The following is a 24,754-nucleotide window of genomic DNA, read 5'->3' as shown; positions in this document are numbered from 1 at the left end:
TCCTAATCTACTCAATATCTATATCCTATCATATTTACCCTGGATTCACGCCATTGGACTTATGGCGGAAATTTAAAAAATAAAAATTTGAATTATCTGTCTGCTATCCTTAAACTGAAGAATGGATAGACAAGAAAGGATGAGTGTAGTGGATTTAGGAATCAATGGAAAAGTAGTCGTGGTTATGGCTTCCAGCAAAGGGCTAGGCAAAGCGACGGCACTCGAATTTGCCAAGGAAGGCGCCACGGTCATCATTTCAAGTCGCAACCAACAGGCGCTTGACGCAACCGCCACTGAAATAAAAGAGGCTTCCGGTAACCAACAAGTGTTCTCCCACGTTTGTGATGTTTCCAAAGAGCCTGATATCCAGGAACTGTTCCAATTCGTCACCGATCAATTTGGTCGCATTGATGTTTTAATCAACAATACAGGCGGTCCGAAAGCTGGTGGATTTGACGCAGTGGAAGATGCTGACTGGTATAAAGCATTCGACCAAAATTTGCTGAGTTATATCCGCGCCTCTCGTGCCGTACTTCCTTATATGAAAGAACAGCAATTTGGACGCATCATCAATATCTCTTCTTCTTCGGTCAAAGAAGTGATTGACGGCCTGATTCTCTCCAATACCTTCCGTGCAGGAATGGTCGGCTTCTCGAAAACGTTGGCACGTGAAGTGGCAGGAGATAATATCATGGTCAATATGGTCGGTCCCGGGCGCATTGCTACCGATCGTGTGGCAGAACTCGATCAGATTGCAGCAGACGCGCAAGATGTTCCGATTGAACAAATCGTTGAAAAAAGCAAGGCGAGTATTCCAGCTGGCCGCTACGGTGAGCCCGCGGAATTTGCCAAAGTTATTGTTTTTCTCGCTTCAGCTGCCAACTCCTATTTGACGGGCCAGTCCCTCGTCGTAGAAGGCGGTTCGTTAAAAGCCTTGTAATGTGCCAAATGATTATACAGGCAAGCTAAAAATCGATATACTGGGAAATGAACCAATTATAAAGGAGATGTTTTTAGAATGGCGAAAAAAGGACACATCCACATGGAAAATGGCGAAATCATCGAATTCGAACTTTTCCCGAACGAAGCACCCAACACTGTTGCAAACTTTGAGGACCTTGCAAACTCAGGTTTCTACAACGATGTAACATTTCACCGTGTAATTCCTGGCTTCGTAAGCCAAGGCGGCGACCCAACCGGCACTGGTGCTGGCGGCAGCGGCAAAACAATCAAATGCGAAACTGAAGGCAACCCGCATAAGCACCAGGCAGGAAGCTTATCAATGGCGCATGCTGGCAAAGATACTGGCTCAAGCCAATTCTTCGTCGTTCACGCACCACAGCCTCATCTTGACGGAGTCCATACTGTTTTTGGACAAGTGACTTCAGGATTGGAAACCGCTAAAGCAATGAGCAATGGCGACAAAATGACAAAAGTTCACGTTTTTGACGAAAAATAAGGATGAATAAACTTAACCGACCTGAATCAGAATTCAGGTCGGTTTTTGTTTGGCGTTTTTTCCATCATATTTTCTCTCAGTTTTGAAATACTTTCCGTTTCGAGTGAAATACTTTCCGTTTGGCATGAATTACTATCCAAATCGAAGCAAATACTTTCCAAGCGCCAAAAAGCGAAAAAAAATACGCCCGCAGGCGCATTTTCTACAACACTTTGCTTAAAAACGCTTTTGTCCGCTCATGTTGCGGGTTACCGAACAATTCTTTCGGTACGTTTTCTTCGACAATATAACCACCATCAATGAACAACACGCGATCGCCCATTTCAGCGGCGAATCCCATTTCATGCGTTACGACGACCATGGTCATGCCTTCACGTGCTAGTTGCTTCATGACGTCTAACACATCTCCTACCATCTCAGGATCGAGTGCAGAAGTCGGTTCATCAAAAAGCATGATTTTCGGGTCCATTGCAAGTGCACGCGCGATAGCAACACGTTGCTTCTGACCACCCGAAAGTTCTCCTGGATAAGCTTTCGCTTTCTCGCTCAATCCAACTTTCTCCAACAATTCATAGGCCTTTTTCTCAGCAGCTTTTCTGTCGCTTTTCTTCACTTTCATTGGTGCCAGAATCACATTTTCCAGTACCGATTTGTGAGGAAACAAATTAAATTGCTGAAACACCATTCCGACGTCTTGACGGATTTTATTAATGTCCACTTTGGAATCGGTAATGTCCGTTCCTTCAATGTAGACATGTCCACCCGTAATTTCTTCTAGTCGGTTTAAGCAGCGAAGAAACGTGCTTTTCCCTGAACCGGATGGGCCAATCACACAAATCACTTCTTTTTCTTCTACGACAGTACTCATATCCTTCAACACTTCCAGCTTGCCGAATGATTTTTTCAAGTTTTCTACTCTGATCATAGTCATCGTAAAACAAACTTCCTTTCTACGTAGCTCGCCAACATGGAGAGCAAGTATATGATGACGAAGTAAATGATCCCTAGGATTAAGTAAACATTAAAGGCATCAAACGTGGCGCTGGCCTGAATTCGGCCTTCTTGCGTCAAGTCTGCAACTCCAATGACCGATAGCAGGGATGTATCCTTCAATGAAATAATTGCCTGGTTGGTAATGGTCGGCAGCATTCGTCTGAAAGCTTGCGGCAAAATGATATAACGCATATTCTGTGTCGAATTCAGACCAAGTGAGCGCGCTGCCTCTGTTTGTCCTTTATCAATCGATTGAATACCGGCACGAATGATTTCCGAGAAATAGGCACCCGCATTGATAGCCACCGTCACAATTCCGGCTGTTGTATTGTCCAATGATATAAAATCCAACGAATTTAGGCCAAAATAAATAAAGAACAGCTGGACGATGAACGGCGTCCCACGAATGGCGTCAACAAAGATTTTAGCAATCCAATTCAGGATTTTCAGCGGTGCCAGTCTGAACAGTGCAACAACCAAACCAATCAGGAATCCAATAACAATGGCGATCGCAAAAATATAAAGTGTAACTTGCAGCCCTTCCATTAAATACGGAAAAGCATTGACAATTGTATCCATACACGTATCCCCTTTACATAAAAAAATGCAGCGCGCTTCTGCGCGCTGCATTCATTTTTTATCCCACTTTAACGATCAATAAGACTTTCACTAAATGAAGTTTTTTTATTCTGCGATATACTTCGCCAAAATTTCATCGTATTCTCCGCTGTCGCGCAATTCCTGAAGACCCGCATTGATTTGTTCAAGCAGTTCTGCGTTTTCACCTTTCAGTACTGCAATTCCGTACTGATCTCCGGTTAAACGCTCACCCACTGTTTTCAAAGCAAGTCCACTTTCGGCAATTGCATAAGCAATAACTGGATAATCTTCCAACAGCACATCCGCATTGCCATTTGAAACTTCCTGGAACATGGATGGGCTATCTTCGAATTGTGCAACGGTATAGCCATATTCCGCTTCATTGTCGCGGGCGAATTGAGCACCTGTTGTCCCGCTCTTCACCGCTACAGTCTTGCCTTCAAGGTCTTCTAGAGCCATGATGTCTGTATTTTCTTCAGCTACAACAAGAGACAATCCTGCATCAAAATAAGGATCTGAAAAATCAACTACTGCTTGACGTTCTTCCGTAATACTCATACCAGCAATCGCGACATCCAATTGGTCTGCCTGTAAAGCCGGGATAATTCCACCAAAATCCATCGGGCTAAATTCAATTCCAAACCCTTGGTTTTCAGCAATTGCCTTAATCAAATCAATGTCGATCCCCGTATATTCGCCATCTACTTCAAATTCGAAAGGTGGGTAGGTTGTGTCGATTCCTACTGTATACGTTTCTCCTTCACTGCTGCCGTCACCACTTGTCGCGCCTTCTTCACTTTCATCGGATCCACAGGCAGCAACTATGAGCATCGTTGCAATAAGTAGTGCTAAAAGACTCCACTTTTTCATTTTATTTCCCCCTTGTTTTCTTCCATCGGTCCATCTGAATATTAATATATCACAATTTTCTCAATTTCAGAACCTTTGATAAAAAATATCCGACATTTTATAAAATTAAACAGGATTAATGAACCTCTTTGTTAGCCACTTCTCTTTTTTTCCGCAAGCGGTTAAACAGCCGAAAATTATGAACTAGCGTTTTTATAACCGCATATGCAGGAATCGCGATCAAAATACCGATAAATCCGTACAATGCTCCGGCAATCATCAATAGCAGGATAATCGTCAACGGATGGATATTCAAGCGGTTGCCCATGATATTTGGCGTGACCAAATTCCCTTCTAGCTGCTGTACTACCAGTAAAACCAAAATCACTTTTATCGCCATCCACATATCGCCGCTCATCAAAGCAACAAACAGTGCAGGAATAATCCCAATTAGTGGACCCAAAAACGGGACGATAATCAGGAACATCGCAAAAATAGCCAAACTGAGGGCATAATCCAGTCCGATGATCAAATAGCCTATATACATCAATGCCCCAACTGCAGCAGCTACAATTGCCTGGCCTACAATAAACGCAGACAATGTTCGATCGACATCTCTCAATACTTTTTCACCTTCAGGCTTATGTTCCTCCGGCAAATACTTTATTAAATGCGGAATGAACTTTTCATCGTCTTTTAATAGGAAGAACAAGACGAACGGGACGACTATCAGCACAATAGCGATATTCATGATCATGGTCAAAATGCTCATCACATTCTCCAACAAGCCTTCAGAAAGATTTTGCAAATAATCTAAAGTCCATGCTCTTATTTCTGGACCGGTGACTCCTCCTATTTGAAAATCAGACAGAAAATTATTCGATTCCTCGGCTACTTCTTCAACAGTTTCTGGAGCTAAGTTTGCCAAGCTTTCGACCTGAGTAGTGATAACCGGACCGAAAAAATAAATCAGAATGGAAAAAATTAAGACGATGACTGTAAAGACAATTCCGATTCCAGCAAGTTTAGGTACATGACGCGTCAGCCACTTGACAAAAGGTCGCAATAGGTAGTAAAGAAGACCCCCTATTAGAATTGGGGCGAAGATAGTAGCGATGACAATTTGCAACGGTTCAAAAAGATAATCGATTTTCCCCAGAAAAAACAAGGTGACTGCAACCAGTAGTATCGCAGTTGTATATTCAAAAAATGGTTTCTTAATCCACAAAACTTTTCCTCATCTCCTTACATGTCAGCAATTTCTAGAACACACAAAAAAACGAAAGCAAAAAAAGCTTTGCTTTCGCTTACTGTCATTCTATTACTTATCTTCTTCAAGTTCACGCATTTCTTTATGGGTTTGTGGGAATGCATTTGCCTGCCATTCATCCCGGTAAGCAGAATCTAATTGAGACAAGCCCTGCTCAGCAGAATCTTCCAATGCATCGACACTTTCACGCTCGTCGATTTCCGCACTGTTACTCATATTCGAATCATCTGTTGTACGCACTGCGTTTTGTTCCTGATATGCTTTGTAAACAAAAATTCCAGAGGCTGCTGCGAGCGCGCTGCCAATAAGTGTATTCATCGTTGATTTTTTCATCTGAATCCCTCCAAAAGTACATGGTTTTTCTCACTTTTTTTTGTATACCCTATATATGAATTTTTAACTAAGCTACAGAGAATTTTTTTATGCTTCAGGATTTCAGCTGACGCAATGCTTTTTCTTCTGCTGGAATTCGGACGAAAAAAAGCAATAGCGCATTTGCAATGCTGAAGATCAAAGCTGTTCGCCATGCACCAAAAATGAGCGGCAACGCCGCAATTTCCAAAACGACCACTATGTAATTGGGATGTGGCAGCCATCGATACGGTCCCTTCTTCACTTTGTCCGCTCCAGGAAGAATGAGGATTTTGGTATTCCAAAAGCGTCCCAGAGAAGATAAAGCCCAAAAGCGAAGCAGCTGTGCACCAACGAAAATGACTAAAAAGATCTGCCAGCCGCTCCCTAGCTCTATTCCCGATGTCCAGCTTTCAAGAAGCAGAGAAACAAAGAAAAGCACATGAAGCAGGACAATCCATTTGTAATGTTCAGCTCCAACTTCAATGGCGCCTTGCTTTCTCATGGTTTTTTCATTGGAACGCGCATATACCACTTCCAACAGCCGTTGCAAAACGACAAAACCGATCAACAGATAGAAGAATGTCATAGCGCCGAATCTCCCCATTCAAGCCACAGCATTTCCGAACTGAAACCGGGTCCCAAAGCGGTAAGCAGTCCTTCTTCTCCCTGCTGCGGTTTCTTTTCCATAAAGTCCTTTAGCACATAGAGCACTGTAGGAGAAGACATATTGCCGTACTTTGCGAGCACTGCTCTTGAAATATCCGTCTTGTCCGTTGTCAGGCCTAGTGATTTTTCATATGCCGTCAATACTTTTTTACCGCCTGGATGAGCAATGAAATGGGTAATATCCAAAGACGTTTTTGAAATTTCTTTTAAAAAATGATCCACATTGGGTTTCAACCATTTTTCGATGATTTTTGGGATATCACGCGAAAAAACCACATGGAGGCCTTCGTCTTTAATGTCCCATCCCATAACATCTTCAGAATCCTGCATTAAGGTTGATTGTGTATCTTTAATATGGAATCCTTCTCCTGGCAAACTTACTTTATCTCCCGTAACCAAGGCACAGGCAGCACCGTCCGCAAACAAGGAAGTTCCAACCAAATTACTTTTCGAGGTGTCAGAGCGCTGAAAGGTTAAACTGCAAAGCTCCAAACAGAGAACCAATACGACCGCTTCGGGATACGCACGGCAATAATCGTCGGCACGGCTGATTCCCGAAGCACCTCCTGCACATCCAAGCCCCCATAGAGGGATACGCTTTATATGCGGAGGCATCTGCAGGTTATTCATGATACGGGCATCAATGGTCGGTGTAGACATTCCGGAGCTTGATACGAAGATAAAGGCATCGACATCCTTTTTGTCCACTTGTGCTTCTTCCAGACACCGAGCTACAGCGCGGCTTCCCATTTTTACCGCTTCCTCCACATAAAGTCGGTTCTTCTCTTCCAGACCTCGCTCTTTTTCAAACCAATCTAAAGGCGCAGCAAAATAACGGCCTTCGATCTGGCCGTTTCCAAATACCCTTAAAAGCCTTTCAATGTCATCGTAATGGCCGCCAAACAAACTCCGAACCACACTAACAATCTCTTTTTGATCTACATGATATGGAGCATTTTCCGTAACTACTTTTCGAATCATGGACATCGACATTTCCCCCTCTGCATCGTATTCATCAATTCTTTATTTCTACCATGGCAGTGCTACGATATTTCCGTCCTTGTCGTTCTGTAGTTGCTGACGCTTTTCGGTTTACAGCAATATTCCAAAATTACCCTATCATGCTTCCCAATAAACTTATTTAATAGAAATAAAACAACTATCACTAAAAGAATTGAATGGAGGACCCAATGCAAAAAGCACGAATGAGAAAGTGCCCACTCTTCTCGAAGTCCTCCCCATGATCAAAGGAAAAGCCATGATCAACGCAGATAAGGCTTGGAATTTGCGGCATGAACTTTATGAGCTGGTCGAGCAGCACGATTTATTCGACCACTTCATGTTAAAAAGTGATAAACCCGTTGAACAATTGACCGATTTTTTTCATTCAAATCCACGGAACATGTTTTATATGCATAAGCTGAGTGACAAAAATCTTCATCAACTCGACCAATTGCTGGAGGATATCTCCCCGATAGCAGTTGAACTTCTCTTTTATACAGAAGATGACGAGGTAGTGTCAGATACTGTCATTGCCAAGCTTAGGGACCAAACGAACTTATGGGGCAATGCGCTTGATTTTGCTGAGAATGCACGGCATTCAGATTCTCTTTCTCTACTGGATCCCGATAAAGGCTGGGGCTGGCTTATAGATCGGGGCATCTGTATGATTCAGACAGATCATCCATTGAAATTCATGGATTATGCAGAAAAGAAAATGAAGATAACCGAACCCGGCTGATTTCATGCCGGGTTCACTTCCTTTAACAACTTCTTCATCCTTTCTCCGACCAGTCTTGTTGAATCTGGATTCTGTCCGGTGCCAAGCGCCTGGATTCGCTAACACAAGCAACAGATGGCAGCTACGTTATTCGAAATAAGATCCTCGATTCCCTCAGCGTCTGTTACCGTGAAAATTAACTATTACTGTACATTCTCATCATCTTTTTCTTCAACTCTTAAAAATCAGTCGCGGAATAGCCCCCTAACAAGTTTGTCCATCGGATAAATGAATGTTCTGCTCAGACCGTTTACAAGGTTTATTCTTTTATTCTCTATTTTTTCGAAAAATTACTCTACAGCTATTTTTTACTCATTATATTATTTTTTATAACAATTTGTTATTACTTTTTACTTTTCAATGTGGTAAAATAAGATCAAATAGGGAGGGATCAATATGAAGATATTGTTGTCTTTAATTGCAGCTGTCATCCTGATGTTCAGTTCGTTTTTGTCTCCCGCCAAAGCGATTGTTTTGTTTGATGACGTCTTTGCCAGTCACCCGTTTGCTTTTGAAATCGCTTACCTGTACGAAGAAGGAATCATCAACGGCTATCCTGATGGAACCTTCAGACCAAATGATCCCGTTACGCGGGCTCACGCCGTCGCCATGATCGGACGCGCATTGAATTTGGACGATACATCCCGCCCCACTGGCTTTAGGGATGTACCGGCAAGCCATCCGTTTTCCGGTTACATCGCTTCAGCAGTTGAAGAGGAAATTATTGTCGGTTTCCCGAATAATTATTTCCGTCCGAATTGGACTGTCACTCGTGCCCAAACTGCCGTAATGCTTGATAGAGCTTATTATTTCCCAGAAGCTCCAGACAATAACTTCAGGGATATGAGGGAAAATCACTTCGCTTTTGATGCTGTATCAAGACTCGCCTACCGAGGAGTTGCACGCGGGTATCCGGATAACACGTTCCGTCCGGACACTCCTGTCACACGTGCTCAGTTTTCTGCATTCCTGGCCCGCGCGATTGAACCGGCTTTCATACCTGAAAAACAGGAGTTGCTTATGACAGCCAATGAAATCTTGGCGGACCTGCAAGCCGAGGATTTCGGTGATGTTGCTGCTTATGTCAGCTCTTCAGAAGGATTGACTTTCTGTCCTTACAGCGGCGGCTGTATTGACAGTGGCGGCGTCACTTTCACTAAAGCTCAGCTTCCTGATTTCATGAATGATCTTAATGATTATTTATGGGGATATCAAGACGGCAGCGGCTTTGAAATCAATTTGACACCTGCTGAGTATTACGATGAGTACTTGATGGATGCGACTTATACCGCCAAGGAACGCTATGGACGGACCATCCAGCCAACTACACATGAGTTTATTCACCAACTGTATCCGCAAGCGACCATTGTCGAGTTCTATTTCCCTGGCACAACGCAATATGAAGGGATGGACTGGCAAAGCTTGAACATGGTATTCGAGAAAAACAGCAGCGGAGACTGGGTATTGAAAGCGATCATCAATGACCGTTGGACTATCTAGTCTTTGAAACTAGACGAAGAAAGACCCGGCATTTTATCTGCCGGGTTTTCCTTCGTTTTCTTTTGTTTTTTTCAATAGTACCGTTAAGGCTGCTTCGAATTTTTCATTGTCTTCAGGACGCCGTTTTTTCGGTCCTTTCATCCGGCCTCCACCTTGACGTATTTTTTTAGCGACATGGCGACCGTGTAGCAGCTGTTCAATGTTTTCATTCGAATAGACGCGGCCGTTCTGATCAATCGGAATGCCCCGTTTGGCAAGTACCATTGCCGCAAGTCCATAATCTTGGGTAACGACAATGTCCCCTTTGTCGACACGGTTTACAAGGACGAAGTCGACGGCATCAGCGCCTTTGGATACAGTGATGGTTTCCGCTCCTTCCCTGTGCATCTCGTGAGAAGTGTCGCAAATCAATATGACCGGCAGCCGGTATGTTTTAGCCAAGTTGATTGTCTGCCCAACGACCGGACAGCCATCTGCATCAATAAGAATTTTGACCATTACTCCTCCGCTCCTTTCACAATTTCATCCACCAGTTTCTCCGCTGCTCTCCGGTAAAGGTTGCTGGTATGCACCAATGACGCAATGAGCAGTACGCGCTCCAGCTCCTCGGAATCTTCGACACCCGCCACTTGTTCGGCAGCCCCTTCCGCTTGCCGCTTTAAGGCATCCGCGAAGACTTCCGTGTTGCCCTGTTGGAGGTTTAAATAGCTTCGATAAAATTGCTCCAGATCCAGCTTTTTTTGTGCTGCCTTTTCATTGATGCCATTCAATACCAGCTTGACGTCATTAATCGACAATGCGCTTTTCATCTGATAAATCAAGCTGATCAGCATGATATGGTTACGGCTATATTTTTTATTTTGGACCGGATAAAATAATTTTCCTTTGGCATAATTATTAATCATGGTTTTGGTCAGAATCTTCTCATCCAGATGACGTTTTGATTCGGCAAAAGTAGATTCGAACAATTGAATGACCTGATCAATATACAAATCGATCTTCGGAATATCTTCTGGCAGAATCTGATTATGGAAAGCCATTGCTTCAATGATTTCATTTGTTTTCTCCATGTGCGCCCACGCTCCTAAGGTGTTTCATACACGCTATCTTACCCCATCATTAAGATTTCTCCAAACTTGACTCTATTTATTAATGCGAGTATCTTTATATGTAGTTTCAATAACTACATATAAAGAGGAGTTGTTCCACGTGAGCACCTATATCAGAGAACCCTTTAACGCCTTATCCCATTTAGCGGGTGCTGTGTTGTCACTAGCTGCGCTGTTAGCAATGGTCATCAAAGTCGCCTATGCCAACGAATCCGCTCTGCATGTTGCAGCTGTTACCATCTTCGGCATCAGCCTGATCTTGTTGTATACAGCTTCCACCATCTATCACTCAGCCCTATCACAACCTTATATCATTGCGTTCTTGCGAAAACTCGATCACTCGATGATCTTCACTTTAATCGCGGGCTCGTATGCCCCTTTTTGCCTAATTGCTCTTGGCGGAACACTTGGCTGGACCTTATTTTCCCTTGTCGCCATTTTAGGACTAAGCGGCATCTTCTTTAAAATGATTTGGTTTCATGCTCCGAGATGGCTGTCTACGGCACTCTACATTGCCATGGGCTGGATTATTATTTTCGCTGTGGTCCCATTGGCGGACAGCATGTCTTTGACCGGCTTGCTGCTACTCATAGCAGGAGGAGTTTCCTATACAGTAGGCGGTATCATTTATGGACTAAAACCCGACTTTCTGTCTTCCAAGTATTTGGGCTTCCATGAAATTTTTCACCTCTTTATCCTTTTCGGTAGCCTCTGCCATTTCCTATCCGTCTATTTTTATGTTCTATAGAAAAAACAGAAGCAACTAGGCAGCCCTAATAAGCTATTCACACTGCAGAGTATTCAAAGTAGTCTTTCAGAATGATAGGATAAGTGTTAAATCAGCTGAAACGAAAAAAGGAGTTCACAAATTTCTTTGTGAACTCCTTTTTCGATTCTTCAGTGAGAAGACGCATGTTTTTTGGACATCATCCACATATAGTAAAAGACGATAAGTATGACAAAAATACCGAGCATTAAATACAGATTTGAATACCCGACAATCCCGGCAATGATTCCCAGTGAAACTGAGCCCACTGCAATTCCGCTGTCATATAAAGCGAAAAAGGTTCCTGTGGCATATCCGCTGCGATGTTTATCAGCTGCCCGGATGGCAATCGTTTGGAAGCTTGGTAGCAATGTTCCATAGCCAAGACCCACCAATCCTCCCGAAGCTAACAACATCCATGAAGAATCCGCAAAACTCAGTGAAATAAGCCCTGCTCCAAAGATAATAATCGAAGGAATGATGACAACGCTAGGGCCTATTGTGTCAAACAATCTCCCCGTAATTGGACGTACAAGCAGCATAGCTATTGCATAAACTACAAAAAAGAAACTCGCTGCTTTGATTAATCCAAGCGACTCAGTATAAACGGAAATAAACGTCAGGATACTCGCATAAGCAAATGATATGAAAAATCCAACGGTTGCAATCGGTATGGATTTTTTCTCCAGAAAATCATTGATTGTCATTTTATGCTTGTCATTTTTACTAACCGGCTCCTTTTCCACTTTAACGGCTAAAGCACAAAAGAATCCGATAATCATTATACCGGCCAGCACAATAAAAATAATTCGTGCTGAGATATACTGTTGCAAGGTCAGCGCAATAAAAGGGCCGACTATTACTGCAAGATTCATGGCGATTCCATAATAACCCAAGCCTTCACCGCGCCGCTCTGGCGGAATGATGTCCGCTGCAATGGCTCCAGCTACGGTCGTAACCAAACTGAACCAGATGCCCTGGAAAAAGCGCAGCAGCAAAAGCACTGTAAAACTTCCGACAAACACATAAAACGCTGTACTGACGGCGAACAGAAAGAGAGCAATCATCAGTATTTTCTTCTTCCCGAATTTTTCCAGAATCATCCCTGCAAAAAAACGCATGATAATAGCAGATAGCAGGAAGATAGAAACCGCCACTCCTCCTTCTGTAACTGTGCCGCCTAAATCATTCAATACATAAAGCGGCATGAACGTCAGCAGTGCATAGAAAACCACAAAAATAAAAAACGTACTGATTGAGATATTAATAAAACTCTTTGTCCAAATCGGTCTTTTTTCAGCCATTCCCTATATCCTTTTCTTCAGAACTCATTCTTCCTATTTTTTTCAGCAAAGCAAGCAGCTGATTTTGTTCTTTATCCGAAAGGTGTGAAACCAGTCTCTCTTCTGTTTGAAGAATTCGATTTTCAATTTCCGGTATCTTTTGTTCAGCAAAAAGAGAAAGTTGAACAATTCGCTCACGTTTATCTTTTCCTTCTCGGCGTAATATCCATCCACTTTCCTCTAAACGGACAATTGTCCTCGTTACAGTTGGTGCTTCGACATTCAAATACTGCCAAATCTCTTTCTGTGTCATCGAACCGAATTGCTTCAGGCAAAACAGAATAGACCACTGAGAACTGTACAGTTTAAATTCCTTTAAGCCTGAATTATTCACGCTTGGTCGCTCATCCGGGAATTTAGCTGAAATTCACTGATTGTCGAAATTTTTTAAGGCATATTTCCTCTTTTTCATTTCATCTACGTGAAATTCTGCATCGACTCATTTAAAAAGAGCGTTTTTGGGCAGACGACTCCCTTGGCAGAGATCCAAATTTCAAAAAAGGAGTAATGAGAAGCTATTCGATTTTCAGCTGTTGAATCCGGGCGAGGATTTTCCAAAAGAAGTCTTGGTAGACAAAACTGGAAGACAATTTGAAGTAAAGAGACCGTCCTGACTTCACCAGCTTACTGGCCACTTTTACCAGTCGTGTCCGGATGGTCTGGATCTGCATCTTCTTTTGCCCTTCCGGAAACGTTAATGTGCGCAGCCAATTCACTAAATTATAAGCCAACAGGCTTAGCATCATTTTCGCTTCGTTCACTTGGTAGGAATGGCTGTTCATTCGATCAAATCCAAACCCATTTTTAGCTTCTTTGATGTAATTTTCCATGGTTCCTCTTTTTTGATAGGTGCGGACAATGGCTTCCGGGGAGAACACGTCCGTGAAATTCGTCACAAAAAATGTATGGGTAAAGAACAATTCACCCGCAGGCCGTGCGGACTGGATGACGACTTTCCGGGGCTTATCCCATTTTTTCGCCTGATAGGTTGTTTCTGAAACATGATATTCGGTCTTTGTGCTGTCAGATGGTGTCGAAGATGGATGGTATTCCTCCGCAAGACATTGCAGGATGGCATTGGATTTGAGCCGGATGACGTAATAGACCGATTCCTTTTCACATAGTTCATACAAAGCCGGAACGGCAAACCCACTGTCCCCGCGGATGAACGGCGTCGTCTCAGGAAACTGTTCATTATAATGTTCAATCAGCGGCCGGATGAAATCCACGACTCCGTTGGATGTGTAGACATTGCCGGGGCGCAGCTGGGCTTTCAAGAAATCACCGGTGATCCCGTCAAAAGCGACCAACGGATGGAAACCGACCGTCCCGTAATGGGCATTGTACGCCGCATCGCACTGGTTGCCGTAGGTATCGGCATGTGTCGAGTCCAGATCGAAGATGATCGCTTCAGCTTTCCGGTGCCGATGCACTTTATCGAGCAGTTCCTGGTTGGCTTGTTGTAATTGAATCATCGCTTCCGGATTAAAACGTGGCCAAAAACGAGATAGACTGGGTTGGGAAGCTAACGCTCCTTGTCCGAGAACTTGAGTGAAAATCGGATCGTCCGTCAGGTGGTCCGCAGCATCATCTTCCGCATAACCCGCTATTATCTGGTAGATTTTCTGGCCGAATAATTTTTCGTTCGAATGGATCCAATGAGAACGAGTATCTTTCAAATGAAGATGCTTCGCCACGGTTTGCGAAAAGCCAAGCTTTACGTCGAATTCCTTGAACAGGAACGCGCCGGTATCTGAGGAAAGTGAACCTCCATCATTTGATAATTTGATCTGACGATTGAAATCAAGGGATATTTGCGGTAATGTAGCCATAAGAAGAATCCTTTCTGTTGGTTATTTTGTGGTGATTTAACCTTAGCAGAAACGGATTCTTTTTTCATTTTTTTCATGCATAAGCAAAGGCCCCAAAAGCCGATGAACTCGGGTTTTGGGGCCTTTATCAATAAATCGGTGAATAATTCAGGTTAAGGTTTCGTTCACTTCTTTGATTGATAACCGAGATTTTTGATGAATTTCGTGAAATAGCAAGTTTTTCATTATCTTCACCCTCATAAATTATTTACTCAGGTAATTATATGCTCCTTAAATTTCTTTGTAAAGGAAAGTATTTTGACTCTCAAAGAAAAATAGGGCTGTCCCAAAAGATCACGAAAAATGACTTTTGGTGGCAGTCCTTTTATCGTTCTCGGAAAGATCGGCTAATTGTCATTTCGGCGAAAAGACATTGTACGAAGAGAGTTTGGACAATATCTTTTCGAAAGGGCTAGCAGAGCGATACAGGAGCACATCTTTGCACTTTGCCACCTCTATTCCAGTCAGCCCGTTCTCAAAATGCAGACAAAAAATTGGAAGAGAAAAAGGCTTGATTTTTTTCTCCTCCAATTTTACTTTTCGAAACTTGTGGGACAGTCTCTTTTCTTCTTTTACTAAATCAGAAATCCCTGTTTTTTTGCATCAAACAATAATTCTTCACGGAACTTTGGATGTGCGATGGCTACCAAGCGCTTGGCACGTTCTGAGATAGAAACCCCATGCAAATGGGCTACTCCATATTCAGTAACAATATTGTCCACGTCATTTTTTCCGGTGGTCACCACTGAGCCTGGAGCAAGCGATAATTTAATCCGTGATAAGGTGTCATCTTTGGCAGTTGATGGCATGCAAATATAACCTTTTCCATTCTCCGCAAACCGAACACCCCGGGCAAAATCAACCTGTCCGCCACTTGACGAATAATACTTTCCGCCAACCGTTTCAGATGCACATTGGCCGAACAAATCCACTTCTGTTGTCGAATTGATAGACACAATATTCTTTTCTTTGGCAATTTCTCTTGGATCGTTGACGACACTTACCGGCAAAAATTCAACTGCTGGGTTGTTATCGATGAAATCATACAGGTTTTTGGAACCAAAAGCGAAAGTGGCAACGATTTTTCCTGGATTCGTAAACTTCCGTGTTCCATCCACCGCACCCGCAGCTACCAGATTTGCGACGCCGTCCGGCAACATTTCCGTGTGGATTCCTAAGTGCCTGTGGTCCTTCAACATACTGATGACTGCATTCGGAACGGAACCGATTCCGATTTGCAGTGTATCACCGTCTTGAATATCTTGAATGATTGAAGAGGCGATCAACAGATCCTTATCGCTGACTTCCAGAATCTTCTCTTCTGAAAGGGCTGTGTGATGCTCCACATATCCCGAAATTTGGCTGACATGTATTTGATTGCGACCATATGTTCGTGGCATTTGGTCATTCACTTCTAGAATAAATGGCACTTTCCCAATAAAATCAGCAATGTAATCGGCTTGTGTTCCCAAAGTGAAATAACCGTGTTCATCCATCGGCGAAGCTACCGTCAAAATCATCGACATTTTGGTGACATTTTGAAGCATACGCGGCATTTCATGAAAATTGTTTGGGACCAGCTCCATCTTTGCTTGCTGGTAAACTTTTCGAGTAGCCCCACTCAGGAAATACGAAACATGCCGCAATTGCTCTATTTCGCCTTGAATGTACGACCGTGAGCGCAAAGCGAGCATTTGATGGACTTTTACTCCATCCAATTGTTGTGCATTTTCTTCCAATATATCCAGTAACCGGATTGGTTCCCCATTAGCAATCGGGATGATCAGATCCGCTTTGGGATCGATTAAATCTATAACTTCTTGTGGTGTTAACGCTTTTCCCATTATGTAACCCCCGCTTTTCTTCGTATTCTCTAACTTTACCATATATGATGTTGGCTCTATTTTTTCCGAAATTTCTGTACCATTGTGCTCTCTGTATAAATAAAAAACCGTCAGTTTTTCTGACGGTTTCGATTTTTCAAGGCAAAAACAACGCCGGACAGGCCGAACAATGCCATCAATGCCCATAGGATCACAAGAATCATAGAACCTATTCCATCGCTTCCTTCCACTACAGCAGTCAACTGCAAAGCAAAGAAAGCAAGGCTTATTAGAGCAATTGCACCGAAGTAAAGAATTCGCGCTTTAAAACTAAAGTTCTTCATGTTCTAGACTCCTTTGGTTTTTTCTTTGGTTTCCAAGTAAATCAACCATTATCTTTTATGCAATCAACCATTACCATTACCATTCACTTTTCAGAAAGACTTCAAACGTCAGAATCAGCAATAGTAGTCTTTATTTGATGAGAAACTTCGTACGGCTGTAGCCCTCTTTTGATTTTTCGACTTCCAAGATAGCTGGAATTGCGGCTTTCAATTCCTGAACGTGTGAAATGACCCCAATCATTCGTCCTGATTTTTGCAGGTCAATCAGCGTTTCAATCGATTTATTGAGCGATTCTTCGTCAAGCGAACCGAACCCTTCGTCGATGAACATTGTATCAATGGAGACATTTCCTTGGAAGCTTTGAATAACGTCCGCCATTCCCAATGCTAAACACAGCGATGCGTTGAACTTCTCCCCACCTGACATGGTCTTTACATCACGTGTCTGCCCCGTATACGCGTCATAGACGTCCAAGCCAAGCCCGCTTTGTTTGCCCCGCGCTTCCTGACGGTCACTACGGATCAAGTGAAATTGACCATTGGATAAATTTTTCAGCCGTTCGTTGGCTGATAGGATAATCTGTTCCAAATATTCGATTTGCAGATAGCGTTCAAAAGAAATCTTCAAACCGTTCTGTCCACGGATCATGTCATGAAGATCTGCAATCCGGTTTAGTGTTTGCTCAGCTTCAAGTGCTTTTCCAATTACCTCATGAATATTGGCAATCAAGCTCAATCCAGCCTTTTCGAAATCCTGTGAGCGATTGCGTTCAACAAGTGCCTGCTCGTAAGTACCTTTTAGTTCTGCCAGTTCTGTTTCAGCCTGGTTCAGGTCCTTGCGGCTTTGAGCTGCCAGCAATTCTTCCAGCTCGTTGACCTGCTGCAGCAAAGTATGGCGGGTTTGGTTATACTCCAAGACATCTTTTTTCAAAGCTGTGAGCGCGGCTTCTGTCATTTTTGCCTGCTGATAAGCTGCTTCAGAATCAAATGACGATTTTACCAGGGCTTCCGCAAATTGCTGCTGAGCTCTTGTTCTTTTTTTTGTTATTTCTTCTGCTATATCTTTGGAATATCCGATGGAAACCGCGGCACTCGCCAGTTGCTCTTTCGATTTTTGAAACTTTTCTTGAGCGCTAGTCCAGCTTTGTTCCAACTGCTGCTTGCGCGAAGCCGATTGCTGCAACTGCTGTTTCAAGACAGAAAGCTTTCGTAAATTTTCTGGAACCGCAGCCAGTTCGTTTTCAAAAACTGCTTTGGCGGTATGATAAGAAGACTGCTTTTTCTGCACATCTTCCGCCATCCCACGATTTTTTTGCTCTAATTCCTCAATCTTACTGGAACAAATAGCTAATTGTTCTTTCCATTTCCGCAAATCCAACTTAGCTGCCTGCTGCTCTTTTATTTGCTCTGTTAACTGAAGCTTTGTTTGTTCCAGCTGACGCGACTGCTCTTCTGCCTGCTCCGCATCCAATTTCAGGTTTGTTAGTTCTTCCTGTTTATTTCTCAGTTGCTCCTGCAAAGTGAATAGTTTAGCTGATCCATTGCGGTATTCTCCGTCCACTAAGTCAAAATCGGATTTTGCTGCTTCCACTTGCTCTTTTGATACAGTTTGTTCTTCTATTTTCAGGTCTATGCCAGGATGTTCCACGCTTCCACAGACTGGGCAGGCTTCCCCATCATGCAATTGAGTGGCTAGAATATGCGCTTGATCGGCAAACCACTGAGCTTCCAGTTGGCGATAAGAAAGTTCTACTTGTTCAAAAGTTATCTTTTTTGCTTCTTGAATAGCTTGTTGCTGCTTTTTTTGCTGTTTCAGCAAAATATACTCAGCTGCTAGTCTAGCTTTCTCTGTGACAGCCGTTAGTTCTTGCTGCGTTTCATCAGATGATTCCAGAAAAACTTCCAATTTGGCGATTTTTTCATCAAACTGTTGCTTCTCATCTTTTTGAATAGTAAACTCTTTTCCAGCTTGCTTCCGATGGATTTCCGACTGCTGCGCCTCTTTCTCAAGACTGGCTAGATTTTCTTTTTTCTGCTCCAGCTCTTGAATGGCTGGCAATAGCTTTTCCAGATAAATGATCTGCTCACGCAGCTTGTCCCGTTCGCCTTGAAGCGCCTGTTGCGCAATAAACACCTGTTCAGCAGAAAGCTTGTTTTGCTCTGCCTGCTCTTGCTGGCTGATTGAAGCTTTTAGATCCGCTTTTTTCTTCATTTCATCGGTGCTCAATTCATGGAATAAGCTTTCAATACCAGCAATATAGCCGGCGCGTTCCGCTGATTGCAAAGCTATTTCTTTTTCTGCATATTCTGCCTGCCGCTGTTTCAACTGTTCGAGCTGCGCTTTTTTCGTATCCAATTCGCCAAAGCGGTCATTCCATTTTCTTGCTTCGTGGTAAGCGCTCATTTTGTCAGCATGAAGGGTGTAGACAGTCTGGTATTTTTGTTCATCGCTATTGATCTTTTGTTTGTAATAGTCGGCCTCTTTTTCTAGTCCGGCAAGCACCTGATTGATGTTCGTATGCTCACGGCTCAATACTTCAAAAATTTCCGAATCGCGTTCCGGCAAAGAAGAAGTAATCCGTTGGATATAACTACTCAGGATATGCTGTTCACGCTCAAAGATTTTGGCTGCCTCGTCTTTTTTTTGCTTAAGCCGCTCACTGATCAGTTTATACGGCTCCGTTTTGAAGATTTTACGAAGAATTTCTTCTTTGTTATCTGTTTCAGAAGTCAGCAGCTTGCGGAATTCACCTTGTGGAAGCATGACGATTTGGCTAAACTGATTTTGTGTCAATCCGATAATCTCTTCGGCACGCCGATTGATTTCCGAAACCATCTGCCGTTCAACACAAGGCTTTTCACCTTCCCCGATACGTTCAAAAAACTCGTAGCGTTCGCCAGTGGCACTTTTATTTCCTTTTTTCACGTGTCCCATCTGGCGTAAAATCCGGTACACTGTGCCATGGATTTCGAATTCCATTTCAACGCAAGTATGCGTTGCATCATCCGCAAAATCACTTCTTAATATCCGTGATTCACTGCGGTCAGAGCCACTAGCTGAGCCATACAGAGCAAAGCAGATGCCATCAAAAATAGTGGTCTTCCCCGAACCGGTGCTACCTGAAATAACGAACAACTGATTTCCTTGTAAGTCAGCAAAATTAATTTCTTCGGTGTTTTTATAAGGGCCGAATGCAGTCATTTTCAGCTTTAAAGGCCTCATGATTTCACCTCTTCTGTTTTGGCAGGCTCTTCCTGCAGAAATTCCTGAAGCACTTCTTTGAAGATATCAGCAGTTTCAGCTGACGCTTTTTCGCCTTTCACTTCTTCGTAAAAAGTATGGAACAAGGACAATGAATCCATCTTACGGCGTGATCCCACTTCACTTTGCAGCATACTCCCGGAAAAATTTTTCCGTTCCACGTGCATGGCATTCGGGTACACTGAACGCACCTTTTCCATCGGAAACAGCACAGGAGCATCATCCAATAAAGTCACGAAGACAAAATCATCGCTAATTTCATGACGTAAAATTTCATTAATGGTGCCTTCAACAGTCCGCATGTTGCGCCTCGGCGAGAATAAGCGCTTCTCTACTGACACTTCGCCTCGTGCATCCATTTCAACAATATGAAAACCTTTTTGGTGATGCTCTTCTGAAATTGAATACTTCAAAGGCGATCCCGAATAACGGATTGTTTCATTTAACACGTAATGGGCTTTATGCAAGTGGCCAAGTGCTGTGTAGTGAAATCCTTCGAAATGATGGGCATCCACATGCTCTGCCCCGCCAATCGACAGCGGCCGTTCAGAATCACTGGTATTCTCTTCCTGTTCGCCATGATGTGTCACAAAAGCGTGTCCTACAAACACATGACGAGCTTGTGGGTCGTATGCGGCTTTGATGTTTTCCGTAATGGCTTTCATAGCTTCATTATGGGTACGGATGGCATCATCTTCAAACTCATAACGAACCATCGATGGATCCGTGTAAGGAATCAAATGAAAATGGACTTCTCCAAACTGGTCGCTCAAGACAACCGCTCGATGATCTTTATGGACATGCCCCGCGATATGGATTTCATTCATCTTCATTAGCCGACTGCCAAAATTCAACCTTCCAGGACTGTCGTGGTTGCCTGCTACTGCCAGTACCGGCGTCTTTAATTCCAGCACTATTTTTGCTAGTACCTCGTCCAGTAAATTGACGGCATCAGTTGGCGGAACTGCTCGGTCATAAAGATCTCCCGCAATGATGATGGCATCCGGCTGTTGCTCTTTTATGGCATCCATGAATTGCTCCAATACAAATTGTTGTTCTTCTGTCATATAGATTCCCTGTACCAGCTTGCCCAAATGCCAGTCAGCGGTATGAAAAAATTTCATTGTATTGCTCCTTTCTTCACTTACAAAAGAATATATGTTCGTTCCATTATACACGATACTGGCTGCTTGTTTTAATTTCACTTATGCCCTATAATAAGAACAAACGTTCTCACTAAAAGGAGGGTTACTCATGAAAGCACAAATTTTAAAGGCTTTTAAATACCAGCAGTTTGTTGACATGGTGTACATGGCCAATGATGGAACCATCAGCAAACGCCGCATCAACATTTTGAAGGTCAGTGGAGACTCGTTCCAGGCCTATTGTTTTCTTCGCCGTAAGAAACGCACCTTTAAAATAGATAATGTGCTTTCACTGATTCCCGTTATCCATAAAGAGCGCCAGATTATATAAGCCCATCTGTCCTTATGATACACTGTAGGAAACGTGTTTTGGAGGGTGAAATGATGAGATTAACTGTTTATCTTGCTGGGGAGATCCACAGCGCCTGGCGCGAGGAAATCAAAAAAAAGTCAGCCGCATTGGATTTGCCGATTGATTTTGTCGGACCGATGGAAATTCACGAACGCTCGGACAATATTGGTGAAGATATTCTTGGCGAACAACCTGATGCTGTCGCTAAAGACCACGCTGCTTCTAGTTTTAATAACTTGCGCACTGGTGTCTTGATGTACAAAGCTGATTTGGTCATCGCACTTTTCGGTGAACAATACAAACAATGGAATACGGCGATGGATGCCAGTACAGCACTTGCTTCCGGCAAGCCGGTCATTCTCATCCGTCCGGAAAAATTACATCATCCATTAAAAGAATTGTCACGAAAAGCAAATGCCACGGTTGAAACCTGTGACCAGGCAATTAAAGCGTTAACTTATATCATCGAATGAAAACAGCCGCTTTCGCCCTTTATCTTTCAAGGTTGAGAGTGGCTGTTTTTCAATTTTTTATGCGCTAGCTTCGTCGCTCACCCTCAAGACAAGGGCCCTTGCTCCTGCATCGCTCCGTTAGCTTCGTCGCAATAAAAAAAGTCCCTCAAGGGGGACTTTTTTATCTGTACCAGCTTCCGACTATTGGGTAGTCGAAATATTCGTTGTTGAGCGCTTTGATAATCCCCATAATTGGAATGATGACACCCATCAGCCCGAATACAATAAGCATCGGAATTCCAATAACGAAAATGATCAGCAAGCTGGAGATCGAAATCAGTACACCTATAGCAAGTTGGAACAGCAACGCTTGAATTGACAGCCTCTTGACTTCTTTATCTTCTGAAATTAGAAACACAATCACTGGAACAAGAAACGGAGCGAAAAACGCGCTGGCATGGACAAGTATTTTCAAACCTGTGTTTTCCATCATGTAAACCTCCAGTCAAATCTTTCTTATACTGTAATATACGGATGAACCACTGGAAAGTTTCAATCTTTATTCGCTAATGTTTAAAACGACTTTGCCAAATTGGTTGCCCGACGCTAAATAATCAAAAGCTTCCTCTACCTGGTCCAACGGAAATGCTTTGTCGACGACTGGCCGCATATTAAAAGACTCCATATGTTCAAGCATAGCACGTAATTCTTCACGGCTCCCCATAGTTGAACCGACTAATTGATATTGTCCATAAAAGAATTTGCGAAGATTGAGATCCACAGTATCTTCTGTAGTGGCTCCAAAAATAACGATACGTCCGCCTTTTTTGAGAATGTCGAGTGATCGATTAAAAGTAGCTCCTCCCACACTATCGATAACGAGGTCAATCGTTTCATCTGCTAATTCTTTCAGCCAATCACTGTCAGTAGGAATAGCTAAATCAGCTCCAATTCTTTTGGCGTGCTGACGCTTTTCTTCACTACGAGAAGTGACGATTACTCTAGCTCCCTCATTTTTGGCAAATTGAATCAGGAATGTCGCGACACCGCTTCCGGCGCCTGGTATAAAAAGAGTGTCCCCTTTTTTTAACTGTCCCTTTGTAAATAACGCGCGATATCCGGTCAATGCCGACAAAGCTAAACTCCCTGCCTCTGCCCAACTTAAATAAGGAGGTTTCTTCTCCAATTGTTCAGCAGATATCGCAATTTTTTCGGCAAATGTTCCATGGTCCGGCATTCCTAGGATATCGAATTCTGCGGGTGGTGCTTCGCTGTTTGTGTGCCAGCGTAATGCAGGATTGATGATTACTTCGTCTCCGGTGGCAAAGTCGACTACATCTTCGCCCACCGATTCAACTATGCCTGCCCCGTCAGATCCAACTATTAATGCTTCGGGATTATCCCCATAACGCTTAATCAAACCTAAGTCTCTACGATTTATACCTGCTGTTTTTAAAGACACTAAGACTTCTTCTGCTTTCGTTACTGGTTCTTCCATGTTTTTTAATTTCCATTCACCTGATTCCATTACGAATGCTTTCACATATTTCACCCTTCCTTAAAGTATTCACTGAATAACTCCAATTGCGTCTTGCTGACAATATCCTGCGAAAATAACGGAACATAAACCAGTTTTTGTTTCGGAAAAGTTTCTTCAATCTGCTGCATGTATTTTTTCTCATGCTTTTTTCGTTCCATTAAAAATTCACCATCTGCCGCTTCCGGCAAGACTTTATTGACAATGAGAGTATTCACATGAAGATGATAATTATGCAGAAGATCCAGGGCTTTTTTGGTTTCCAAAATAGGCAAGCGTTCCGGATTTAGTACAAAGATAAATCCAGTTTTCTGTTCATCCAACAGCAGATCACGAGCTTTCGAAAAACGCTCCTGCCTTTCTCTCAGAACATCATAAATCGGATCTTCCCGCGGTTCGCCATCGTTCAACAATTGTGTGTAATTAGCATTAGTTTTGCGGCGCTTTTCAAGCAGTCCTTCAATCCAGACACCCATCAATTCGGGTAAAGTCAAAAGTCGGATAGTATGGCCAGTTGGAGCGGTGTCGAACACCAATTTGTCAAAGTTCTGACGTTCTTCTAGGATGATATGAATCAGCTTATCAAATAACGCGGCCTCGTCTGCACCTGGCGAAGCTTTCGCCGTGTCTAATTGCCGGTTCACTTCTTCCATCATACTCGAATGGACCGTGCCTTTAATATTGGCTTTTACCGTTTTAATATAATTATCCGTTTCAATTTCCGGATCAATTTCAAGAGCATAGAGATTATCAGCAATCGCTTTTGTTTTGCCGCCAATTTTCTGGTTAAAAATATCCCCCACATTATGGGCAGGGTCCGTTGATATCAATAAAGTTTTATTGCCCTCTTTGGCTGATCTCCAAGCAATAGCTGCAGCTGATGTCGATTTTCCGACACCCCCTTTTCCTCCGACAAAAATGATGCTTTTCGATAGTACATTCATTCTATTCCCTCATTCCTAAAGAAATTAACAGCAGCGAATGCCTGTTAACGGTGATTTGTCCATGCCCATACGCAGATGCCAGTCATGGAATTCTTCAATCATGTACGGATACAATTCTAGTGTATAGTAATAGACTGGATTCGGGATCCCTAGCATCTCCGAATAAAGCATTAGGAGGAAGAGATCGTCCTCATCCCGAAGCTCACGGGCAATTTCAGTGCGATGCGGCAATTCAAGGACAGCTTCATAAAAAGCAATCAACTGTTTCAACTTGTCGAACACCAACATATCAACACCTCTTTCTACTAAAAATGGAAGGGATCACAAAACGCATG

The 24,754-nt window shown here is 43.0% G+C and carries 27 protein-coding genes; 7 read left to right on the top strand and 20 right to left on the bottom strand.

The features are described 5' to 3' along the window. Window positions 1-148 precede the first annotated feature (148 nt). Together BBH88_RS02170 and BBH88_RS02165 are read left to right on the top strand one after the other, a co-directional pair. Window positions 149-940 (top strand): SDR family oxidoreductase, encoded by a 792-nt coding sequence (locus BBH88_RS02170; RefSeq protein ID WP_065536223.1) that lies wholly within the window; start codon window positions 149-151, stop codon window positions 938-940. Window positions 941-1,018: 78 nt separating this feature from the next. Further along, window positions 1,019-1,459: a peptidylprolyl isomerase gene (locus BBH88_RS02165; RefSeq protein ID WP_065536224.1), complete on the top strand. Its 441-nt coding sequence runs from the start codon at window positions 1,019-1,021 to the stop codon at window positions 1,457-1,459. A 202-nt stretch (window positions 1,460-1,661) separates the two neighbouring features. On the opposite strand, the gene BBH88_RS02160 is transcribed toward BBH88_RS02165, so the two are convergent. From BBH88_RS02160 to BBH88_RS02130, 7 genes are all read right to left on the bottom strand, one after another. Next, window positions 1,662-2,390, bottom strand: a complete 729-nt coding sequence (locus BBH88_RS02160) for an amino acid ABC transporter ATP-binding protein (protein WP_040852115.1) — start codon at window positions 2,388-2,390, stop codon at window positions 1,662-1,664. Beyond that, window positions 2,387-3,031, bottom strand: coding sequence for an amino acid ABC transporter permease (locus BBH88_RS02155; protein ID WP_006829328.1), 645 nt, complete (start codon window positions 3,029-3,031; stop codon window positions 2,387-2,389). Before BBH88_RS02155 ends, BBH88_RS02160 begins: the two co-directional genes overlap by 4 nt. 105 nt (window positions 3,032-3,136) lie before the next feature. After that, on the bottom strand, window positions 3,137-3,922 hold the full coding sequence (locus BBH88_RS02150; RefSeq protein WP_006829329.1) for a transporter substrate-binding domain-containing protein: 786 nt from the start codon (window positions 3,920-3,922) through the stop codon (window positions 3,137-3,139). Window positions 3,923-4,037: 115 nt separating this feature from the next. Then, window positions 4,038-5,129 carry an AI-2E family transporter gene (locus BBH88_RS02145; RefSeq protein ID WP_006829330.1) on the bottom strand — a complete coding sequence of 364 codons (1,092 nt, stop codon included), beginning with the start codon at window positions 5,127-5,129 and terminating at the stop codon, window positions 4,038-4,040. Between the two features lie 93 nt (window positions 5,130-5,222). Further along, window positions 5,223-5,504 (bottom strand): hypothetical protein, encoded by a 282-nt coding sequence (locus tag BBH88_RS02140; RefSeq protein WP_006829331.1) that lies wholly within the window; start codon window positions 5,502-5,504, stop codon window positions 5,223-5,225. Window positions 5,505-5,598: 94 nt separating this feature from the next. Then, window positions 5,599-6,111: an isoprenylcysteine carboxyl methyltransferase family protein gene (locus tag BBH88_RS02135; protein ID WP_006829332.1), complete on the bottom strand. Its 513-nt coding sequence runs from the start codon at window positions 6,109-6,111 to the stop codon at window positions 5,599-5,601. Further along, window positions 6,108-7,178, bottom strand: a complete 1,071-nt coding sequence (locus tag BBH88_RS02130; RefSeq protein ID WP_006829333.1) for a type III polyketide synthase — start codon at window positions 7,176-7,178, stop codon at window positions 6,108-6,110. The genes BBH88_RS02135 and BBH88_RS02130 overlap by 4 nt, the downstream gene beginning before the upstream one ends. A 253-nt stretch (window positions 7,179-7,431) precedes the next feature. Between BBH88_RS02130 and BBH88_RS02125 the strand changes: the two genes are divergently transcribed. Both BBH88_RS02125 and BBH88_RS02120 read left to right on the top strand, forming a co-directional pair. Then, complete coding sequence (locus tag BBH88_RS02125; RefSeq protein ID WP_006829334.1) at window positions 7,432-7,932, top strand: glycerophosphoryl diester phosphodiesterase; 501 nt, start codon at window positions 7,432-7,434, stop codon at window positions 7,930-7,932. Between the two features lie 435 nt (window positions 7,933-8,367). Beyond that, a complete protein-coding gene (locus BBH88_RS02120) occupies window positions 8,368-9,471 on the top strand; it encodes an S-layer homology domain-containing protein (protein ID WP_065536225.1) in 1,104 nt (367 codons plus the stop codon). A 33-nt stretch (window positions 9,472-9,504) separates the two neighbouring features. Here the strand turns inward: BBH88_RS02120 and BBH88_RS02115 are convergent, their stop codons facing one another. Next, on the bottom strand, window positions 9,505-9,969 hold the full coding sequence (locus tag BBH88_RS02115; RefSeq protein WP_006829336.1) for a YaiI/YqxD family protein: 465 nt from the start codon (window positions 9,967-9,969) through the stop codon (window positions 9,505-9,507). Continuing rightward, window positions 9,969-10,541: a DUF1836 domain-containing protein gene (locus BBH88_RS02110; protein WP_006829337.1), complete on the bottom strand. Its 573-nt coding sequence runs from the start codon at window positions 10,539-10,541 to the stop codon at window positions 9,969-9,971. The genes BBH88_RS02115 and BBH88_RS02110 overlap by 1 nt, the downstream gene beginning before the upstream one ends. Before the next feature lie 139 nt (window positions 10,542-10,680). On the opposite strand from BBH88_RS02110, the gene trhA reads away from it, so the two are divergent. Next, window positions 10,681-11,328: a PAQR family membrane homeostasis protein TrhA gene (trhA, locus tag BBH88_RS02105; protein WP_006829338.1), complete on the top strand. Its 648-nt coding sequence runs from the start codon at window positions 10,681-10,683 to the stop codon at window positions 11,326-11,328. A gap of 149 nt (window positions 11,329-11,477) precedes the next feature. On the opposite strand, the gene BBH88_RS02100 is transcribed toward trhA, so the two are convergent. From BBH88_RS02100 to BBH88_RS02070, 7 genes are all read right to left on the bottom strand, one after another. Continuing rightward, entirely contained in the window at window positions 11,478-12,650 is a 1,173-nt protein-coding gene (locus BBH88_RS02100) for an MFS transporter (protein ID WP_006829339.1), read from the bottom strand. Next, window positions 12,643-13,023 carry a MarR family winged helix-turn-helix transcriptional regulator gene (locus tag BBH88_RS02095; protein ID WP_269148243.1) on the bottom strand — a complete coding sequence of 127 codons (381 nt, stop codon included), beginning with the start codon at window positions 13,021-13,023 and terminating at the stop codon, window positions 12,643-12,645. The genes BBH88_RS02100 and BBH88_RS02095 overlap by 8 nt, the downstream gene beginning before the upstream one ends. A 181-nt stretch (window positions 13,024-13,204) precedes the next feature. Next, entirely contained in the window at window positions 13,205-14,521 is a 1,317-nt protein-coding gene (locus tag BBH88_RS02090; RefSeq protein WP_065536202.1) for an IS1380 family transposase, read from the bottom strand. Between the two features lie 614 nt (window positions 14,522-15,135). After that, window positions 15,136-16,404 (bottom strand): acetyl-CoA hydrolase/transferase family protein, encoded by a 1,269-nt coding sequence (locus BBH88_RS02085; protein ID WP_006829341.1) that lies wholly within the window; start codon window positions 16,402-16,404, stop codon window positions 15,136-15,138. A gap of 110 nt (window positions 16,405-16,514) precedes the next feature. Then, entirely contained in the window at window positions 16,515-16,727 is a 213-nt protein-coding gene (locus tag BBH88_RS02080; RefSeq protein ID WP_006829342.1) for a hypothetical protein, read from the bottom strand. Window positions 16,728-16,857: 130 nt separating this feature from the next. Next, complete coding sequence (locus BBH88_RS02075; protein WP_065536227.1) at window positions 16,858-19,950, bottom strand: SbcC/MukB-like Walker B domain-containing protein; 3,093 nt, start codon at window positions 19,948-19,950, stop codon at window positions 16,858-16,860. Next, entirely contained in the window at window positions 19,947-21,113 is a 1,167-nt protein-coding gene (locus BBH88_RS02070) for an exonuclease SbcCD subunit D (RefSeq protein ID WP_065536228.1), read from the bottom strand. Before BBH88_RS02070 ends, BBH88_RS02075 begins: the two co-directional genes overlap by 4 nt. Window positions 21,114-21,243: 130 nt before the next feature. Between BBH88_RS02070 and BBH88_RS02065 the strand changes: the two genes are divergently transcribed. Both BBH88_RS02065 and BBH88_RS02060 read left to right on the top strand, forming a co-directional pair. Further along, the gene (locus BBH88_RS02065; RefSeq protein ID WP_006829345.1) at window positions 21,244-21,465 is read left to right on the top strand and encodes a hypothetical protein; all 222 of its coding nucleotides are present in this window, start codon (window positions 21,244-21,246) and stop codon (window positions 21,463-21,465) included. A gap of 53 nt (window positions 21,466-21,518) precedes the next feature. Beyond that, a complete protein-coding gene (locus tag BBH88_RS02060) occupies window positions 21,519-21,959 on the top strand; it encodes a YtoQ family protein (RefSeq protein WP_065536229.1) in 441 nt (146 codons plus the stop codon). A 160-nt stretch (window positions 21,960-22,119) separates the two neighbouring features. Here the strand turns inward: BBH88_RS02060 and BBH88_RS02055 are convergent, their stop codons facing one another. From BBH88_RS02055 to BBH88_RS02040, 4 genes are all read right to left on the bottom strand, one after another. Then, window positions 22,120-22,428 (bottom strand): DUF4870 domain-containing protein, encoded by a 309-nt coding sequence (locus BBH88_RS02055; protein ID WP_006829347.1) that lies wholly within the window; start codon window positions 22,426-22,428, stop codon window positions 22,120-22,122. Between the two features lie 69 nt (window positions 22,429-22,497). Further along, window positions 22,498-23,481 carry a zinc-binding dehydrogenase gene (locus BBH88_RS02050; protein WP_006829348.1) on the bottom strand — a complete coding sequence of 328 codons (984 nt, stop codon included), beginning with the start codon at window positions 23,479-23,481 and terminating at the stop codon, window positions 22,498-22,500. Between the two features lie 5 nt (window positions 23,482-23,486). After that, window positions 23,487-24,419: an ArsA family ATPase gene (locus tag BBH88_RS02045; RefSeq protein WP_006829349.1), complete on the bottom strand. Its 933-nt coding sequence runs from the start codon at window positions 24,417-24,419 to the stop codon at window positions 23,487-23,489. A 24-nt stretch (window positions 24,420-24,443) separates the two neighbouring features. Then, complete coding sequence (locus BBH88_RS02040) at window positions 24,444-24,707, bottom strand: cory-CC-star protein (RefSeq protein WP_006829350.1); 264 nt, start codon at window positions 24,705-24,707, stop codon at window positions 24,444-24,446. Window positions 24,708-24,754 lie beyond the last annotated feature (47 nt).

It is taken from the genome of Planococcus antarcticus DSM 14505, from assembly GCF_001687565.2.
Classification (GTDB): Bacteria; Bacillota; Bacilli; order Bacillales_A; family Planococcaceae; genus Planococcus; species Planococcus antarcticus.
Note: the sequence above shows the minus strand (reverse complement) of the source record. Positions and strands in the feature narration are given on the sequence as shown.

What these genes read in the sequence shown, in the direction of transcription:
- BBH88_RS02165 (WP_065536224.1), top strand. Translation starts at nt 1,019, where the DNA reads ATGGCGAAAAAAGGACACATCCACATGGAAAATGGCGAAATCATCGAA.
- BBH88_RS02160 (WP_040852115.1), bottom strand. Translation starts at nt 2,390, where the DNA reads ATGACTATGATCAGAGTAGAAAACTTGAAAAAATCATTCGGCAAGCTG.
- BBH88_RS02155 (WP_006829328.1), bottom strand. Translation starts at nt 3,031, where the DNA reads ATGGATACAATTGTCAATGCTTTTCCGTATTTAATGGAAGGGCTGCAA.
- BBH88_RS02150 (WP_006829329.1), bottom strand. Translation starts at nt 3,922, where the DNA reads ATGAAAAAGTGGAGTCTTTTAGCACTACTTATTGCAACGATGCTCATA.
- BBH88_RS02140 (WP_006829331.1), bottom strand. Translation starts at nt 5,504, where the DNA reads ATGAAAAAATCAACGATGAATACACTTATTGGCAGCGCGCTCGCAGCA.
- BBH88_RS02135 (WP_006829332.1), bottom strand. Translation starts at nt 6,111, where the DNA reads ATGACATTCTTCTATCTGTTGATCGGTTTTGTCGTTTTGCAACGGCTG.
- BBH88_RS02130 (WP_006829333.1), bottom strand. Translation starts at nt 7,178, where the DNA reads ATGTCCATGATTCGAAAAGTAGTTACGGAAAATGCTCCATATCATGTA.
- BBH88_RS02125 (WP_006829334.1), top strand. Translation starts at nt 7,432, where the DNA reads ATGATCAAAGGAAAAGCCATGATCAACGCAGATAAGGCTTGGAATTTG.
- BBH88_RS02120 (WP_065536225.1), top strand. Translation starts at nt 8,368, where the DNA reads ATGAAGATATTGTTGTCTTTAATTGCAGCTGTCATCCTGATGTTCAGT.
- BBH88_RS02115 (WP_006829336.1), bottom strand. Translation starts at nt 9,969, where the DNA reads ATGGTCAAAATTCTTATTGATGCAGATGGCTGTCCGGTCGTTGGGCAG.
- BBH88_RS02110 (WP_006829337.1), bottom strand. Translation starts at nt 10,541, where the DNA reads ATGGAGAAAACAAATGAAATCATTGAAGCAATGGCTTTCCATAATCAG.
- BBH88_RS02100 (WP_006829339.1), bottom strand. Translation starts at nt 12,650, where the DNA reads ATGGCTGAAAAAAGACCGATTTGGACAAAGAGTTTTATTAATATCTCA.
- BBH88_RS02090 (WP_065536202.1), bottom strand. Translation starts at nt 14,521, where the DNA reads ATGGCTACATTACCGCAAATATCCCTTGATTTCAATCGTCAGATCAAA.
- BBH88_RS02085 (WP_006829341.1), bottom strand. Translation starts at nt 16,404, where the DNA reads ATGGGAAAAGCGTTAACACCACAAGAAGTTATAGATTTAATCGATCCC.
- BBH88_RS02080 (WP_006829342.1), bottom strand. Translation starts at nt 16,727, where the DNA reads ATGAAGAACTTTAGTTTTAAAGCGCGAATTCTTTACTTCGGTGCAATT.
- BBH88_RS02075 (WP_065536227.1), bottom strand. Translation starts at nt 19,950, where the DNA reads ATGAGGCCTTTAAAGCTGAAAATGACTGCATTCGGCCCTTATAAAAAC.
- BBH88_RS02070 (WP_065536228.1), bottom strand. Translation starts at nt 21,113, where the DNA reads ATGAAATTTTTTCATACCGCTGACTGGCATTTGGGCAAGCTGGTACAG.
- BBH88_RS02065 (WP_006829345.1), top strand. Translation starts at nt 21,244, where the DNA reads ATGAAAGCACAAATTTTAAAGGCTTTTAAATACCAGCAGTTTGTTGAC.
- BBH88_RS02060 (WP_065536229.1), top strand. Translation starts at nt 21,519, where the DNA reads ATGAGATTAACTGTTTATCTTGCTGGGGAGATCCACAGCGCCTGGCGC.
- BBH88_RS02055 (WP_006829347.1), bottom strand. Translation starts at nt 22,428, where the DNA reads ATGGAAAACACAGGTTTGAAAATACTTGTCCATGCCAGCGCGTTTTTC.
- BBH88_RS02045 (WP_006829349.1), bottom strand. Translation starts at nt 24,419, where the DNA reads ATGAATGTACTATCGAAAAGCATCATTTTTGTCGGAGGAAAAGGGGGT.
- BBH88_RS02040 (WP_006829350.1), bottom strand. Translation starts at nt 24,707, where the DNA reads ATGTTGGTGTTCGACAAGTTGAAACAGTTGATTGCTTTTTATGAAGCT.